Below are 16,835 nucleotides of genomic sequence, written 5' to 3'. Positions count from 1 at the left end.
GTGCGGAGCACTCGCAGCGAAGCGAGAAAGGAAGCTTCAAAAAAGCTTCCAACCCAACTTCCCTTTTCGAACATAGTGAGAAATCTCATGGTTCTGTATATTAAGGGTTCTGTAATTACATCGGCATTAGCTAAATACAGCTCCCCTTGCATCGACCACCGTGGAGATGCCTAAAGAAACGCTAAGAAGTCAACAACAAACCAAGAGCAACAATCCACAAATATTCAAAGCTGGACAAAAACCCAAGAACAACAATCCATAAGAATCAAAAATGGAAAACAAAAAAGGGGCAACAAACCCCATAACTCACAATAATTATTAGGCCTACAAAGCCTATGATTATATAAAACAAATCGCCGCATCTACTGGGCGAAGAAGACACTTGCCCTAAAAAGCAAGAAAATATGTCAAAATTCCCGAAACTATGGTATAATGGTAAAAAGGGAAATGCTTTCAAATAAGGTAAAACCAAAAAAAGAAAGCAACCGGCATAACGCCACAAAAAATAGACAACCCGTCCCCACTTATAGAAGGCTAAAAGGTACATAAACCAAAGCCCCTATAAGCAGCTGGCCCACCAGCACGAAAGGCAAGCCGCTAGCCTAAGCAAGCCCGTCCGGCTCGGAGAGGACCCGTGCGGAGCACTCGCAGCGAAGCGAGAACAAGCCCGTATGGCCCTTAGAGGACCTCTATAGGAGTGTCAAGCAGTACGGAATTGCAGAACACAGCGACACTGACAAAAAATAATAAAGGAGAATGATATGAAAAGAAAAATTTTGTCATTATTAACAGCATTCGCAATGGTATTCGGAATAATAGCCGCACCATTTACAGCAAGTGCAGCTGAAGGTACAACTTTAAAACAAACCACAACTTCAGTTACAGTTCACAAAATTTTACAATCTAAAGAGAATTTGGATAAAAAAGTTGGTGAAGAAGGAAATCAAAAAGATGTATTCCCAGGTTTAGCAGGAATAGATGGAACCAAGTACGATGGTAATCAAATAAAAAGTATAGATGGCTACTTTGGAGCAGGCTCTAAAGATATTGGCGGAGTATACTTTGTTTGGACAAATGAGAACGATCAAGTTATTACTGCTAGTGGTGAAGTTGTTAAAAAAGGTGATAATATCATCACTGTAACTAATAACAAGCTACCAGAAAAAATCACAAAAGACGATTTTAAAACAGCTTTAGCAGGTGAAACAGTAGAAGATGCGGGTCATGAATTTGATACTTCAAAACTTAAAACAGGTAAGTATAAAATTTATGAAATTCACAGTTTATCTAGCTATGTAAATGGTCAAAATACTCTTACTAAAATGAAGGCTGTTCCAGTTGTTATTAATCTTCCACTTAACGACATAGTAAAAGCTCACGTTTATCCAAAGAATACTGAAGATAAACCACAAATTGATAAAAACTTTGATTCTTCTAATACATTAGGAACAGTAGAAGATAAAGGTAGTAATCAAAAATCTGGTGCAAAATATGAAAATTACGCAGCAGAAAAAGCAACAGCTAAAGCAGAAATTGGTAAAGTAATACCATATGAAGTTAAAACTGAAATTCCAGCTGATTCAAAATATGAGATTCTAAAATGGACAGATAGTATGACTGATGGTCTTACTTTTGACAAAGACAGTTTAAACATTACTGCAGATAATGGTATAACATTTGAAGCTAAAGATTACGATGTAATCGCTGATGATCATGGTTTTACATTAAGATTTACTCAAACAGGTCTTAATAAAGTACAAAACAAAGATAAAGCAATTAACATTACTTTAAAATACAGTGCAACAGTAAATGCTGATGCAGTTATAGATAATCCTGAAAAGAACGACATTAAGTTTGATTATGGTAACAAACCAGGTAAAGAAGTAAAACCTACAGAAATACAACCAAAAAATAAAGAAATTAAGGTTGAAAAATCTTGGGCAATTGATGGAAAAGCAGTAACAGATGCTGATAAAACTGTAACAGCTGTATTCACACTTCAAGTTAAAGATGGTAAAAACTGGAAAGACGTTGATACTTATACTGCTACAATGGCTGAGAAATTTACTCATACTTTCACAGGCCTAGATGACACAAAAACTTATAGAGTAGTAGAACGTGTATCTGGATATGAACCAGAATATGTTACAACAACAGAAGCTGGCAAAGTTGAAATCAGAAACAACAAAGATTCTGAAAACCCAAAACCACTTGATCCAACAGAACCAAAAGTTGTAAATGGCGGTAGAAAATTCGTAAAAGCTGACCAAGATAATGGTGCAAGACTTGAAGGTGCAGAATTTAAGATTAAAAATGCAGAAGGTCAATTCCTAAAAGCAAAATCTGGTGCAAACATCCAAGAAGCAATGACAGCTTATAAAGCAGCAGATAAAGAATATAAAGACGCAGTTGCTTCACTAACACAAACCAATGGCGTTATTAATTACACAGAAAAAATTACAGCTGATAAAGTTAAAGAACTTAGAGAAAAAAGAGATAAAGCCTTTGTTGCAGCAAATATCGCTTATGAATGGACACCAACTGAAGGTAATGCAGCAGTATTCAAATCTAATGAAAAAGGTCAATTAGAAGTAACAGGTCTTGAATATGCTAAAAACTATGAAATAGTAGAGATTAAAGCTCCAGCAGGATACGCTCTACCATCAAATGCAACACAAAAATTCGACGTAGAAAAAGGATCATACACAGCTGACGCAACTGGTGTTGTATACGAAGGAACAGATGTAGTAAAAACTGGCGAAGGCGCAGACGCTAAGAGAATCAACAACAAGAAAGTAACAATCCCACAAACAGGTGGTATTGGTTCACTAGTATTCATCGCAGCAGGTCTTGCAATCATGGGCGGAGCTTTCATAGCATACAGAAGAAGCCAAGCAACAGCTTAATTAATAACAATTAATTAAATAAAAACTTATTGGTCAGTACGTACAATAAGAACAAAACACAAAGCCAAAGGGGCCCCGGCCCCTTTACTTTGTACCTACGCACTTTATCAAAATACTATTATATTATTTTAACGTATACGGTATATACGGTGTAAATATATACATAGTAAATATACATAAGTTGATAATAAAAAATAAAGTGGCGTGCAACCAATTGATAATGAGAATTGGTATTAAAAAATAAGGGTTTAATATTCTTTAAAATTAATTACAAAATTAGAGAGATTAATAGAATTAGATTGATTTTAAATAACATTAATAAATAATGTAAAAATTATATTAGATGATTATTATTTGAGTTGATCCTAAATTTATATTTTATCTTTTAATGAAGGAGCTTACGTGAATAAAGAAGAATTTGATAAATTAGTCAGGGGAAAAAATATAAATTTCTTAATAGGGTCAGGTGCTAGTGTACCTATGTATCCTACTTTAAGTTTTGGTAAAGGATATCCTTCTTTTGAAGATGTTGCAAGTTATAATAAACTAAATAATGTTGGAAGATTCTTTATGTATATATATTATTTTAAAATATATATTGAAATTATGGGTTTGAATTCAGAGATTTTTTATAGAAGATATAAAAATTATGAAACATTGAAAAATTATAGACTATTTATTAACTGTCTGTATGAATTTTTACAAAATGAAAGTAATGAGCTACCAAAAAGAATTAATATTTTTACAACAAATTACGATTTAGTTTTTGAGAGGATTTTTGATGATTTTATTATCGATAATCCTTTAGTGTTTTTTAATGATGGCTCAAGGGGAATGTTTAACAAATATATAAGCAATAAAAATTTTTATTTAAACGTAACTCATAGTGGATACAATGATAATTACAGGAGGGAAGTACCAACAATTAATTTATTTAAGTTACATGGGTCATTGTCCTGGGAAGTTAGTAAACTTAAGGGGAATGAGGACACTATAAGGGTAAAAACTGATTTTAAAAAAAAATGAAAATATTAACAAAATAGTAAAAGATTTAAACCTTAATTCTAAGAATATTTTGAAATTAATGGATAATATTAAATCAAATAATTTAGACGAATTTGTGGAGAGTCTAAATAATATTAATTTAGATACAAACAAATTAGAGGAATTTAATGAAGAATATTCTAAGTTAGCAATAATTAATCCAAATAAATATAAATTTTCAGAGACTGTATTAGAACAATATTATTACCAGATGATTAGGTCTTTTAGTTATGAACTGGAAAAGAAGCAATCTGTATTAATTGTTTTTGGATTTTCATTCGCTGATGAGCACATTAAGGATATATTTGAAAGGTCTTTGTTAAATCCTGAATTAATTGTCATAATGATATGTTATTCAAGTGATTCTATGAAAGAAATGAAAAGAAAATTCCATGGATATAATAATATAAAATTCTTACCAGATGATTTTAATAAGAATAGTGGAGATTTTAATTATTTGTTAAAATTATTAGGGGTGAATTATGAAGTTTAATTATGTAATTGGTAATGTGATATCAGTTGTCGGCATGAAAATTAATATATTGATGAATGAACAATCAAATCTAGAATCATTTCATTATGGCGGATTAATATATGATGGCGTTTCTATTGGGAGTTATATAGGAATTATTAGAGGTTCTTATAAAATCATTTGTAAAGTTGATAATGAATTTTTGAAGGATAAAGATAATGATCCTGTAATACATGAATTTTCTAGAGATAGATTTGAAAGAATATTAGAGGTAAGCCTAATAGGAAATTTTAAGTGTGAAAAGTTTGAATTTGGTATTAAAGTTTTTCCTATGATATTTAATGAAGCAGTATTATTATCTCAGGAGGAAATAAGAGTTATTCTGCAAAATGGATCTAATCATTCGATTTACAATTTATCATTGGGAGTTAGTGCACAGAATAACTTGCCTATTGAGATTTCACGGAGTATGCTTTTTAATACACATATAGGAATATTTGGAAATACAGGAAGTGGAAAATCAAATACGTTGGCGAAATTATATACTGAATTATTTAATCAAAGATTTTCCGAACAAAGATTAAGTTTTAATAATAAGAGTAAATTTATAGTACTGGATTTTAATGGCGAATATGTTAAAAAAGGTATTTTTTCTGAAGATAAGAAGGTGCTAAATTTATCGACTCAATCAAGGGATGGTGATAGGTTAAATATTAAACCTTCTGTATATTGGAATATAGAGACCTTATCCATATTATATTCAGCAACAGAAAAGACTCAACAACCTTTTTTAAACGGCGCAGTTAAATATTATTTGGATGATGTCAATCATGAAATCACAACAGATAAAATAATAGAGGGTTTAGGGAGTGCTTTTTATAATGTTTTCCACGCTAATAATAATGAAGAATCACTTAAACTATTGTTAAAATCTTTAAACATTATAAACTTTGATGAATCTATTAAAGAATTATTAAAATCAAGTCATATTTATTATCATAGTCTAACAATGTTAAATACATTTTGGCACTCTAAGTCTAAAAGTTATTATTATTTAGATAATAGAAACAATAAAATGTTTATTTCTGATTATAATAAAGAAAGTATCATTCAATATAAAAAAGAATTTAAAAAAATATTGAGAAATCCAGAAACTCTAGGTAATATTCAAAACTTGACAGCGACAGAAAAGTTGAGAATATCAGTATACACTCATATGATTTATTGTTTATCTTATGGGAAGATAAATTTTGAACATATAAACCCTTTAATATTAAGGATAGAAGCAAGATCAGAGTTTGTAGAAAGAACTATTAATGTTTGCTATGATAATGATGATGATTATTTTCTAACTGTTATTAACTTTAGAAAATGTAATTCAGATGCAAAAAAGATGCTCCCACTCTTAATATCAAAACAATTATATGAAGAACATAAGAAAAAAGCAAAAGGCTTTGAAATTAACTCGACAGTTCATTTAATTATAGACGAAGCCCATAATATTTTGTCTTCACAGTCTACACGTGAGTCTGAATCTTGGAAGGATTATAGACTTGAGGTGTTTGAAGAAATAATTAAAGAAGGTCGTAAGTTTGGGTTCTACCTTACAATAGCAAGCCAAAGGCCATCAGATATATCAGCAACTATTGTTTCTCAAATACATAATTATTTTTTGCACAGACTTGTAAATGAACATGATATAAGAATGATAGAAAATACAGTAAGTTCATTGGATGGACCTACTAGGAGTAGAATTCCTTCTCTCGCTCCAGGACAGTGTATTATAACAGGGACTAATTTTGAAATGCCGTTATTGGTTCAAGTAGAAAAGTTACCAGGAAATATTTCACCTACAAGCGAAAGTGCTGATTTAATTAAATTGTGGGCGACTGAAGAATAAAATCATGATTTAGAAGTTGGTATGCTAATTTTCTTGTGCATATTTTATTATGGTTTTTGAAATACGTAAATATATGTGAAAAGGGTATAAATGTAGTTAAAATAGTTCGCATATTATAAAAATTGACCAATTTATTAAATAATCTACACTAAGATTTTGTACATTAATATATTCACAAGTGCCTATTAACAAGTCTATTAATTATCTATTCAGTGTATATAATGATTTTAAAATTTAACTTAGTCCATACTCCTTATATTGATAGCAAGAAGGATAATTGTGTAATCCTTCGAATAATAGAAGATTTCTTCAAATCTTATTTATCGTGTAATAAATAAACAATATACTCTTAAGGAAAACAGTATAAAAATAAGTATTTACCCCTCACTTTAAATTGTGATTAAAAATTTCTTATAAATAATACATATAGTAAGTGAAGTGATTAATATAGATTTTACATTATAGTTGTACATCTTTAGTTAAGTTGGTTCTTTGTTGATTTGCCTTGATTAATTTTGTTATAAGAAAGCTATTATTGTAAATCATATATTATACACTTTTAAGTAGGAATGTTTCAGTTTTTTAATTATAGAAAGGGTGATTATTTTGAATATAAGAGCCGGATACATCGTTGTTTGATGTTCTTGATAAAGTGATTAGGTATAAGAGCTAGGACTCTTTTGATTCAAGAATTAATAGCGTTAGTACCATAAGGGGGTTTTTATGAAAGAAATGGATCGTTACGGTAGATTAAAGTACTATATTAGGATATCATTTAATAGGATAAGATTTTTAATTAATTATTTACTCGAAGGATTGACGGTAGAAGCTTTTTTTGGTCTATTTATTCTGAAAGTTTTGCTTGCTATAATTATATTTAATAGCTTAGACATATATACATTAGTTATATTTGTATTTTTATCAGGTATTGATTGCTATATACTTTTTTCCTATTGCCGCTATAGTTTAAATAAAATAATAAATGATTGGAATGGGAAAGATTATAAATTATTGGTGGCAAATTTTATTACTTTGGCTATCTCACTTATACTTTTAAATGGAGTGTCAAGATTAAATTCAAAGGTAATTAATCATAACTTTGAGAGTATCTCATATCTTTATTCATACTTAGTTTTAGCTTATATTATATTTGTGACTTTAAATCTTGTTATCAAGAATAGAATAATAATATTTATTACAATAGCAACTATTCTATATGGGTTAATAGATGATCAAAATTTTAAGATATTATTAGGAATATTAGTTTTTGCCTTAGGTGCAGTGAATAAAGATGATATAAAGTCTATACTAGGGATTGAAAAATTTGCTGAAGATAAGTTTGTAGAGGATAAATTTAAAATTATATTAGCAATAGTATGTAGCATGTTTGTTAATGAATATGGCGAGATCTTTATAAATTGGGTTTCAAAAATAGTAGACTTAAATTTAGATGATAATATTTTCAAATATATCTTGAATATGGGAGCTTTTAAATTATTTACTTCAATTCTCTTGTTCGCAATTTTTCTGAAAATCTATATGTCAAATAAGGAGAATCTTAAAATTAGGTATTTAAGAAAAGAAAATTCGATTACCACTGATAGTTTGGATTATGGTGAAAATTATCATTATAACTCAGAGTGTTATAATTGTATTGACGAAGGTAATGAATCTAATTTATAGAAAAATAATTTTAAAATCTTAGAGTACTCTGTTAATGCAATTTTAGATTATTATTTGATTAAATAAACTAGTATAGTTCGGTTTATTTTGATTGATGACCCAGTGCAAACTATGGATGACATAAATATGGCGTCTCTTGTAGAGCTTCTAAGAAATGAATTTTATGATAAACAGATAATTTTATCGACTCATGAGCTTGAAAAAGAGAATTATATCTTGTATAAGTTTTATAAATATGGGAAATTTGGGCAATCTTTTAATGTGAAGGATGAGCTTTATGGTTATTAGATAGTTGGTGACGTTAGTGACTTCATTATTTTAAAAATAAGATAAATAGTTTTTAATTTAAATCTTGGGTATAATACTATATAAAGGAGGAAGTTTTATGGAAATTAAAGTATTAGAAGATAAAGACTTTGTTGTTAACAAGAGCAAGGCATTTGCTAATGGTTTTTTGAAGGCTTATGATATCTTTGGTATTTCAAATAAATTTAGAAACGTTGATGTTTCTAATTTAAAAACTTACTCATATACAGAAGGCTTTGAGAAGACCGGGCAATCTCTTAGTAAATATATCAGACAAGAGAATTAATCATGAATGAAATAGATAAAAATGGAAGTTTAAAATTAACTGATGAAAATGAGACAGAAAATAGGTCAGATGTTTTCACAGAGGATGAAGTAAATTATTTAAAAAATCTAGTAGATAAAGACCCGGAAGAAGTGATCAACGTTATTAATAGTGAGATTAAGGCGGTTCAAATTTCTCATTCTAGCATGTTTATGGGGCCACTTCCTTCACCATCGTCACTAAAAGGTTATGGAGAAATAGACCCATCCTTTCCAGATAGAATTTTTAAACTTACTGAAAATGATCAAGTTCATAGGATTGAGCTTGAAAATTATGCTATTCGTGAGAATATGAAATTCAATAAAATGGGAATGTGGTTTGGCTTTATTATCGCGATTTTATCTATTTGTATAGGAGCTTTTCTAATTTATCGTGATAAGAATGTTGCAGGTATTGCTGCTATATTTACTTCATTGGTTGGAGTTCTTGCTGTATTTATTTTAAATCAGAAAAATGAGAAAAAAGATGAAGATAATAAAAATAATTAATTCTGGTGTATATAATATCAATTATTAAAAGATATAATTTAATTACAAAATAGTCGCCAGTACGTGGATTAAGTAATACAAGAGAAGAGGAGACAAATTCTCTTCTTTTTCTATACTCTATTTTATATCATAACAACCATTTTAAATAACTTATAGCTAGCCCACGCCAATTGATAATAATAATCTTTATTAACCAATATCTGTTGATTTTGAATAAGAATTACAAAATTTATAAGATTGAGTTTACACGAAAAGTTTGACAGCAACCTTAATTTTATCCTATATTAATTTATTGTTTTGTTTAACATATTTAATAATTAAGTTCATTAAAAATTTTACTGATAATGGTGGTATTTAGTTTAAAAAATGGCTTAATCTAATTATAATGTTATTACATAATGTCGGTATAAAGACTATAAATTTATATATATAGGTCAGCATAGAGACTTAAAACCCATTGCCACTTTAGAGGAAATTGTGAAAAAAATTTAGGGTGTGATTAATGTCGCTCTCTATTTTTTATAGGAGAATAAGGTGGTTTTGAGAAAGTTCTAAATAAACTTGGTTAAGATGTATAAAAATCTAAGGTTTCAGGAAGAGTTGAGAAGAGTTGAGAAAAACGGAGTAGAGTTGAGTAGGTTTTAAAAATCATCTGATGAGTTGAATTTTTTTATTTTTTGAAGGAAGTTGGGTGATGCCGATGTAGAGACAGAACCATTTATAGACATGTTGATGAGGTCCTCAGCTACGACACGCTCTCGGCCGCTAGGGCAAATTTAGCCTACCAACCATTTGTTTCCTCGAGCCGACAGGCTTGTCACAAATGGGGTTAGGAATAGACACGAGCCGATGGGGTCTCAGCGAGGCGACGGCCTAGTCTTCTCACATACGTTCGAGAAGGGAGTTAGAGTTGGAAGCTTATGAGTTGCCTTTATTTTCCCCTTTTTTGATTATTAGGGATTGACGCTCTTAGTTTTTGGTTGACTTCTTACAGTACTTTTAGGCTTCTCCTCGTTGGTCGAAGCAAGGGTAGGTGGTGTTATTTACCTAATGCCGATGTAGATACAGAACCCTTTATAGGGCATGTCGATTAGTTCTCTCACGATTGTTCGAGAAGGGAGTTGTGTAGATTTACTAGACTTTTGTTCATAGTGTAGCTTTTCACCTTAGTGGTTCTAATAGGCATGTCTCAGCTACTGCACGCTCTCGGCCGCTGGGGCAAATTTAGCCTACCATCCATTTGTTTCACAAATGGGGTTAGGAATAGAAAAGAGCCGACGGCCTAATCTTCTCACATACGTTCGAGAAGGGAGCGTTGGACTGAATGTATTATCGATGTATGTACATTTTTCTTAATAGACAGAACTATGATATCTAGCTATATTCGAATTGTGATTTATTTTTTTGTGTTTGGTGAAGAATATTTTATTATGTTGAGATGTTTTTATTATTTTTTGATTTAATAATATAAGTTTTTTTAAGATATATCAACCCAAAAAAACCTGGCATAGCCAGGTTTTTTATCGAAAGCAATGCCGCCATTGCTTAATGCTCTTAGGAGCCTTTTATATACTTATATTGTATGTTTTTTTCTTTTTTATGTCAAATTTTTTATGTTTTTAGGTAACATTCTACATTTTTATCGTGTTTTTATGTTTGTTTATCAATATTAAAAAGTATATTTATTGTTTTGAAGTATTGATAATAATTCTTCATGATTTTTACTTCCTATTTGCTTTAGTAGGCGATTATTTATTTCTAATCCTTTCTTATTTCTCATATTTTCAATATTCGAATTAAAAACATCTTCAAATATTGGCTTTAGAGTGCTTATATCTATGAAAAAACTTAATATTTTTAGGACATCGCTAAGCAAGAGTATTGACGATTTTTCTCTGGATTTATTTTGGGGATTTAATTTGAATGTTCTTATTAATAATGAGTTTATATAGGTGTTTTTGTTTGTTTCAAATCTAGAAATTAGTCTATTGTGTGCACAGGAGTTTCTTAAAAGTAGTATAAAATCTATCATATTTAGGAATTGGTTTCTTTTAGATAATTCTAGATCAAAGTCTGCCATTACTTTTTCCATTACTTCATCTTTTAGATAGTGGGTAAATCTTATTGGTTGACCAAATGTAAGTGTGAGTATCGCAATCCATATTGGAACAGCTACATTTAAATCAATAAACCCATTAAAGTCCCTATAGACTGCTACATCACTTGGGGCTATGTATGCTTTGTCTGTATAAAATGATTTATCTATGAAGTCGTTTTGATTTATTAGGTTTGTTAGATAGTAGGGTTTAAATAGTATGAAGTTTTCAAAATAATTATAATATTTTTTATACTGATAATGTGTAAATGGGTAGTTTCTTGAATATCTACAATATGTATCTGAGTTTGGATCAGATTCTTTAGGATCCATGAAGTTATTTTTGTTAGTATACTGCATTGTATTTTCTAACTTGGAGCAATACTTAGCTGATACATGGTTTGATATCGAGTTTTTTAATTTTTCCTCTACAGAGTAAATTAATTCAAGGATTGTTATGCTTAATTTTTTGTCAAATCTATATATATTTAAAAAATCATCAAGGTTTATATCTTCATACACTTTAGGCTTATTGCTAGATAGGAAGATATTTTCTATTCCATTAAAGAGATTGAAGTAGTTATATTTTTTTAATGCATCTTCTAAATTATTTATATCAAAATTTAAACCACGGGATTTCAATTTTTCTATAATTTCTTCTTGTGATTGGTAAATTTTTATACTCATATTTTCTCCTTATAATATTTTAATTATAACATATGTTGATGAAGATGTAATGGGATGAGTATAGCTTGTAAATTAAAATGAATAGGAGTTTGATTTTACCTTATCTTAAAGGTCTTCGATTTATTAAGGATATTCAGTACAAATTAGTTTGTTATTATAATTAATAGGATTCTATTTAATTGATGAAAGATTTACTTATTTGAGAATAGGAGACGGTTCAATGTTTGATGTTGAATAAATTTTCTTTAAAAGTATGTTAGGATTAACCATGGATTCTAGATGTTTTTGTGAAATGACCGAAAAATTTAAGAATATCGCTCGTCTTTTTTTTAGGCTAGTTATCATCGAAGGATAGAGTATTATATTACTATTTAGTCATTTCAAAAGTAATGGCTTTTCCCATTTAGCCATATGGGGATTGTTCATCTTGTATTTGGAGGATATTTCCAGAAAATTTTGTTAATTTTCAAAAATATATATCTAAGCAAATACATTTTATTCTAGAATTTTCATGGTTTTGACCCAAAAAGGACGAGTTGTTTGGCTCGTCTTTTTTATATTTTGTGATATGGATTATTAATATTAAGTTTTGAGATGGAAATTATTGGTGAATATTTCCTTACAAGCCCATTAATACTTGCTTTAGTCGTAAAAAAATGATATAATTAGATAAGTTAAGGTATTGAAGGGAAGTGGGAGTTGCTTCCCTTTGTTTACTTATTTATTAATTTTAAGTTTTATATTATAATAGAAGTAAGAATTGATTTAAAGAAAAATTATAAAGGAGATTATAATGAGTGAAGTTAGAGTTAGATTTGCACCTTCTCCAACAGGATATCTACACATTGGTGGTCTTAGGACAGCCCTTTTTAACTACCTATATGCTAGACATACTGGCGGAAAGATGATTTTGAGAATTGAGGATACTGATAGGACACGTTTTGTGGAAGGTGCCCTTGAAAATCTTCTTAAGGCCCTTAAATGGTCTGGTGTTGAGATTGATGAAGGTGTTATGCTTGATGAAAATGGAAATGTTACCGAAAAGGGTGACTTTGGTCCATATATCCAATCTGAAAGGGTTAAGGCTGGCATTTATGACAAATACATCGACCAATTAATCGATGAAGGCAAGGCTTATTATTGCTTCTGCTCTCAAGAAAGAGTTGACATGGTCAGAGATCAAATGAGAGCTGATGGCCTTACACCAAAATACGATGGTCTTTGCCGTTCTATTCCTCTTGAAGAAGCCAAACAAAGGGTGGCTAATGGGGAAGAGCACACTGTTAGACTAAAATTACCAAAGGACTATGATATTTCTTTTAATGACAGGATTAAGGGCAAGATTACCTTTAATACTGACGACCAAGATGACCAAGTTTTAATTAAAAGAGATGGTTTCCCAACTTATCACTTTGCTGTAGTTGTGGATGACCATTTGATGGGCATTACCCATGTCGTTCGTGGTGATGAGTGGATTTCTTCTACACCAAAGCATGTTTATTTATACGAAGCTTTTGGTTGGGAGGCTCCAGAATATATCCACCTACCTACCGTTTTAAATAAGGACCACAAGAAATATTCTAAGAGAAATGGCGATGGCATGGTTGAGGACTTTATCGAAGAAGGCTACACACCAGAAGGTCTTATCAACTTCCTATCATTACTTGGTTGGTCACCTGATAGTGAAGAAGAAATCTTTACTCTTGATCAATTAGCTAAGCAATTTGACTTTGATAGGGTAAATAAGACTGGTGCTGTTTTTGATAAGAAAAAACTTGACTGGGTCAATGGCCACTATGTCAGAGAATTAAGCCCAGAAGAGCTTGCAGAAGATATCAAGCCTTACCTAATTAAGGCTGGTCTAATTGATGAGTCTTATGACCATGACAAATTAATTTTACTTGCAGAAACTTGGCAATCAGCTATTGATAAGTTCTCTGATGCAGCTGAACTTGTTAAAAACTACTATATAAAGAGTGCCGATATCGACTATGATGATGATGCAAAAGAAGCTATTTCTACAGATGATGCCAGAATCCTATTTAAGGCATTCTTAGACCATCTTGCAGAAGTTAAGGAAATTGATCCAGACTTTGCTAAATCAATCATGAAGACTATCCAAAAGGAAACAGGCATCAAGGGCAAGAACCTATGGTTCCCAGTAAGGGCAGCTGTAACAGGTTCAGTCCACGGTCCAGACCTATCAAATGCCTTCCTAATCATGGGCAAGGACCTAGTTAAGGAAAGGCTAGAATTTGTAAGGGATAATTTTTAATGAAAATTTATAATACTCTTAGTAGAAAAAAAGAAGTATTTAAACCAATCGAAGAAGGCAAGATCAAGATGTATGTCTGCGGACCTACAGTCTATGATTTTATGCACATAGGCAATGCTAGACCCCTAGTTGTCTTTGATACCTTCAGACGTTTTGCAAAATTTAGGGGTTATGATGTAAAATATGTGGTAAACTTCACCGATGTCGATGACAAGATAATCAAAAAATCAATTGAGGAAGGCATCACTACAAAAGAGGTAACAGACCGCTATATAGGCCAATATATGGCAGATGCCAAGGACCTAAACCTTGATGAAGAAGACACCATCCACCCAAGGGCAACCGAGGTGATGGATGATATAATCGCCTTCATAGATGGTCTTGTCAAAAAGGGTGTGGCATACGAGTCAGATGGGGATGTTTACTTTGATGTAAGCAAAAAAGCTGATTATGGTAAATTATCAAGAAGAAATCTTGACGACCTCATGCACGGGGCCAGCAATAGGCTTGATAATGATGATGTAGGCCGCAAGAAAAACCCGGCAGACTTCACCCTTTGGAAAAAGACAAAAATTGATGGCGAAGTGGCTTGGGATTCTCCTTGGGGAGCTGGCAGACCTGGCTGGCACATAGAATGTTCAGCCATGAATAAGAAATTCTTGGGCGAAACCATTGATATACACGCAGGTGGGGAAGATTTGGAATTTCCTCACCACGAAAATGAAATAGCCCAATCTGAAGCCCTAAATGAAGTTAAATTTGCCAATTATTGGATGCACAACGGTATGATCCAGGTCAATGGGACAAAGATGAGTAAGTCCCTAGGCAATTTCTTTACTCTTGATGATATCAAGAAGGAATATGACCTAATGACCATCAGATTTTGGCTTTTGACCACATCCTACAGGCAGCCAATTAACTTCACCAGGGAAATAATTGAACAAGCTCAAAATTCCCTAAACAGACTAAATAACGCAGCCTTTAAGCTTGAAGAAGACCTAGCAAAGGCAAGCGATAAGCAAATGGAAAAGTGCGAAGAAAAACTTCTTGCAAATCTAGATGCAGCTGAGGCTAACTTTATAAGAGTCATGGAAGATGACCTAAATACAGCAGATGCCATCACAGTCTTATTTGACCTAGCCAAATTTATAAATACCAATATAAGCTCTACTTCTTCAAAGGCCTTTATAGAAAAAACTAAGGCTCTTTATGACAGTCTCTACGATGTCCTAGGGCTTGTGGCCAAGAAAAAGAGCCTAGATATAGACGAAGATTTTATCTTAGCAAAAATTGAAGAAAGAACAGCTGCCAAAAAGGCCAAGGACTTTGCAAAGGCAGATGCCATCAGGGATGAGCTTTTAGAAATGGGCATAAGCCTAAAAGATACCCGTGATGGGGTCAAATGGGAGATAAGCTAATGGATAGAATATATGGCAGAAAACCAGTCCTAGACACCCTAGATTCAGACATTGAAATCTATAGGGCCTACATCCTAAGGCAAAATTCCAAGATAATTGACAAGCTTATAAAAAAGATAAGGGCAAAAAATATTGAAATAGATTTTGTAGATAAGAGTTTTTTTGATAAAATAGATATGAACCACCAAGGGGTCGCCCTTGATGTGGAAAGTTTTAAATACATGGACCTAGCTGACGTCGATACTTACAAGAGGCTAATAATCCTAGATCAAATAGAAGATCCTCATAACCTAGGAGCCATAGTAAGAAGTGCCGAAGCCTTTGGCTTTGACGGGGTAATTATCCCAGAAAGAAGGTCAGCTGAGGTAAGTCCAATAGTCTATAAGACAAGTGCTGGAGCAATAAATAACATCAATATAATTAGGGTAAAAAATATTTCTCGAACCATAGAAGAAATCCAAAAAGAGGGATTTTGGGTCTATGGCCTAGCAGGCGAAGGAAGCCAAGAGATAGATAAAACCGACCTTAAGGGCAAAATTGCCCTAGTAGTAGGTAATGAAGGTAAGGGTATCTCTAGACTTGTAAGAGAGAAATGTGATATACTAATTAATATACCGATGAAGGGTTTTGTAAATAGTTTTAACGCATCTGTTGCCTCAGCCATAGCCATGTATGAGGTCCTAAGACAAAATGGCTTTGATTAAAAAAAACATAACCTATGTTGATGGCTACAATGTCATAAACAAATGGCCGGACTTAAAGGACTTATCAAAAACAAACCTTGCAGCCGCAAGGGATATGCTCATAGAAGAAATGGCTGAATATAGCGTTTTGAGGGCGGAAGAGATGGTAATAGTCTTTGATGCCTATAATCTTGACAGACTTAAAGAAACCATAGAAACAAAGTATAAGATGAAAATTGTCTATACAAAGAGGTTTCAAACGGCAGATACCTATATCGAAGCAGAGCTTGCAAGAGTAGGCCGTCGCCACAATGTCAAGGTCGTAACAGATGATGGGGCAGTGCAAAATATGGCCCTAGGCAAGGGAGCAAGCAGGATGACAGCTCTAGAGCTAAGGGGAGACCTCTTAGGCTTAAGGAGCAAGATTAAAAAAAGCCAAAAGGCAAATTTCAGTCACAACTACAGGTCTTATCCTATATCAAAATCTCTTGCAGCCAAACTTGACCAGCTTAAAATCAAGCTAGAAGATGAGGATAAAGATAAATAAATTCAA

At 31.9% G+C, this 16,835-nt stretch carries 13 protein-coding genes; 12 read left to right on the top strand and 1 reads right to left on the bottom strand.

Features of this window, described 5'->3' with window-relative positions:
- Nucleotides 1-761 precede the first annotated feature (761 nt).
- The 8 genes from NH288_RS02310 (at nt 762) to NH288_RS02275 (ending at nt 9,124) form a co-directional block, all read left to right on the top strand.
- Nucleotides 762-2,906 carry an isopeptide-forming domain-containing fimbrial protein gene (locus NH288_RS02310; RefSeq protein ID WP_265212791.1) on the top strand — a complete coding sequence of 715 codons (2,145 nt, stop codon included), beginning with the start codon at nt 762-764 and terminating at the stop codon, nt 2,904-2,906.
- Nucleotides 2,907-3,308: 402 nt separating this feature from the next.
- Nucleotides 3,309-3,932 (top strand): SIR2 family protein, encoded by a 624-nt coding sequence (locus tag NH288_RS02305; protein ID WP_265212789.1) that lies wholly within the window; start codon nt 3,309-3,311, stop codon nt 3,930-3,932.
- 58 nt (nt 3,933-3,990) lie between these two features.
- Nucleotides 3,991-4,443 (top strand): SIR2 family protein, encoded by a 453-nt coding sequence (locus NH288_RS02300; RefSeq protein ID WP_265212787.1) that lies wholly within the window; start codon nt 3,991-3,993, stop codon nt 4,441-4,443.
- Nucleotides 4,433-6,322: an ATP-binding protein gene (locus NH288_RS02295; RefSeq protein WP_265212785.1), complete on the top strand. Its 1,890-nt coding sequence runs from the start codon at nt 4,433-4,435 to the stop codon at nt 6,320-6,322. Before NH288_RS02300 ends, NH288_RS02295 begins: the two co-directional genes overlap by 11 nt.
- Nucleotides 6,323-7,045: 723 nt before the next feature.
- On the top strand, nt 7,046-8,005 hold the full coding sequence (locus tag NH288_RS02290; protein ID WP_265212783.1) for a hypothetical protein: 960 nt from the start codon (nt 7,046-7,048) through the stop codon (nt 8,003-8,005).
- Between the two features lie 126 nt (nt 8,006-8,131).
- Entirely contained in the window at nt 8,132-8,293 is a 162-nt protein-coding gene (locus NH288_RS02285) for a hypothetical protein (RefSeq protein ID WP_265212781.1), read from the top strand.
- Between the two features lie 97 nt (nt 8,294-8,390).
- Nucleotides 8,391-8,597, top strand: coding sequence for a hypothetical protein (locus NH288_RS02280; protein WP_265212779.1), 207 nt, complete (start codon nt 8,391-8,393; stop codon nt 8,595-8,597).
- A gap of 2 nt (nt 8,598-8,599) precedes the next feature.
- The gene (locus NH288_RS02275) at nt 8,600-9,124 is read left to right on the top strand and encodes a DUF2335 domain-containing protein (protein ID WP_265212777.1); all 525 of its coding nucleotides are present in this window, start codon (nt 8,600-8,602) and stop codon (nt 9,122-9,124) included.
- Nucleotides 9,125-10,793: 1,669 nt separating this feature from the next.
- On the opposite strand, the gene NH288_RS02270 is transcribed toward NH288_RS02275, so the two are convergent.
- Nucleotides 10,794-11,906, bottom strand: coding sequence for an Abi family protein (locus tag NH288_RS02270; protein ID WP_265212775.1), 1,113 nt, complete (start codon nt 11,904-11,906; stop codon nt 10,794-10,796).
- 793 nt (nt 11,907-12,699) lie between these two features.
- Between NH288_RS02270 and gltX the strand changes: the two genes are divergently transcribed.
- From gltX to NH288_RS02250, 4 genes are read left to right on the top strand one after another with little or no spacing between them, the layout of a single operon-like run.
- Nucleotides 12,700-14,181, top strand: a complete 1,482-nt coding sequence (gltX, locus tag NH288_RS02265) for a glutamate--tRNA ligase (protein WP_265212773.1) — start codon at nt 12,700-12,702, stop codon at nt 14,179-14,181.
- Nucleotides 14,181-15,599 (top strand): cysteine--tRNA ligase, encoded by a 1,419-nt coding sequence (gene cysS / locus NH288_RS02260; RefSeq protein ID WP_265212771.1) that lies wholly within the window; start codon nt 14,181-14,183, stop codon nt 15,597-15,599. Before gltX ends, cysS begins: the two co-directional genes overlap by 1 nt.
- Nucleotides 15,599-16,303, top strand: a complete 705-nt coding sequence (gene rlmB, locus NH288_RS02255) for a 23S rRNA (guanosine(2251)-2'-O)-methyltransferase RlmB (RefSeq protein WP_265212769.1) — start codon at nt 15,599-15,601, stop codon at nt 16,301-16,303. Before cysS ends, rlmB begins: the two co-directional genes overlap by 1 nt.
- A complete protein-coding gene (locus tag NH288_RS02250) occupies nt 16,290-16,829 on the top strand; it encodes an NYN domain-containing protein (RefSeq protein ID WP_265212767.1) in 540 nt (179 codons plus the stop codon). Before rlmB ends, NH288_RS02250 begins: the two co-directional genes overlap by 14 nt.
- The last annotated feature ends 6 nt before the right edge of the window (nt 16,830-16,835 follow it).

The sequence above is a fragment of the Anaerococcus sp. NML200537 genome (assembly GCF_026131715.1).
In the GTDB taxonomy this organism is placed as follows: domain Bacteria; phylum Bacillota; class Clostridia; order Tissierellales; family Peptoniphilaceae; genus Anaerococcus; species Anaerococcus kampingae.
The sequence above is the reverse complement of the archived record's forward strand: the minus strand, read 5'-3'. Positions and strand labels throughout refer to the sequence as shown.

What these genes read in the sequence shown, in the direction of transcription:
- gltX (WP_265212773.1), top strand. Translation starts at nt 12,700, where the DNA reads ATGAGTGAAGTTAGAGTTAGATTTGCACCTTCTCCAACAGGATATCTA.
- rlmB (WP_265212769.1), top strand. Translation starts at nt 15,599, where the DNA reads ATGGATAGAATATATGGCAGAAAACCAGTCCTAGACACCCTAGATTCA.
- NH288_RS02300 (WP_265212787.1), top strand. Translation starts at nt 3,991, where the DNA reads ATGGATAATATTAAATCAAATAATTTAGACGAATTTGTGGAGAGTCTA.
- cysS (WP_265212771.1), top strand. Translation starts at nt 14,181, where the DNA reads ATGAAAATTTATAATACTCTTAGTAGAAAAAAAGAAGTATTTAAACCA.
- NH288_RS02275 (WP_265212777.1), top strand. Translation starts at nt 8,600, where the DNA reads ATGAATGAAATAGATAAAAATGGAAGTTTAAAATTAACTGATGAAAAT.
- NH288_RS02280 (WP_265212779.1), top strand. Translation starts at nt 8,391, where the DNA reads ATGGAAATTAAAGTATTAGAAGATAAAGACTTTGTTGTTAACAAGAGC.
- NH288_RS02250 (WP_265212767.1), top strand. Translation starts at nt 16,290, where the DNA reads ATGGCTTTGATTAAAAAAAACATAACCTATGTTGATGGCTACAATGTC.
- NH288_RS02285 (WP_265212781.1), top strand. Translation starts at nt 8,132, where the DNA reads ATGGCGTCTCTTGTAGAGCTTCTAAGAAATGAATTTTATGATAAACAG.
- NH288_RS02290 (WP_265212783.1), top strand. Translation starts at nt 7,046, where the DNA reads ATGAAAGAAATGGATCGTTACGGTAGATTAAAGTACTATATTAGGATA.
- NH288_RS02270 (WP_265212775.1), bottom strand. Translation starts at nt 11,906, where the DNA reads ATGAGTATAAAAATTTACCAATCACAAGAAGAAATTATAGAAAAATTG.
- NH288_RS02295 (WP_265212785.1), top strand. Translation starts at nt 4,433, where the DNA reads ATGAAGTTTAATTATGTAATTGGTAATGTGATATCAGTTGTCGGCATG.
- NH288_RS02310 (WP_265212791.1), top strand. Translation starts at nt 762, where the DNA reads ATGAAAAGAAAAATTTTGTCATTATTAACAGCATTCGCAATGGTATTC.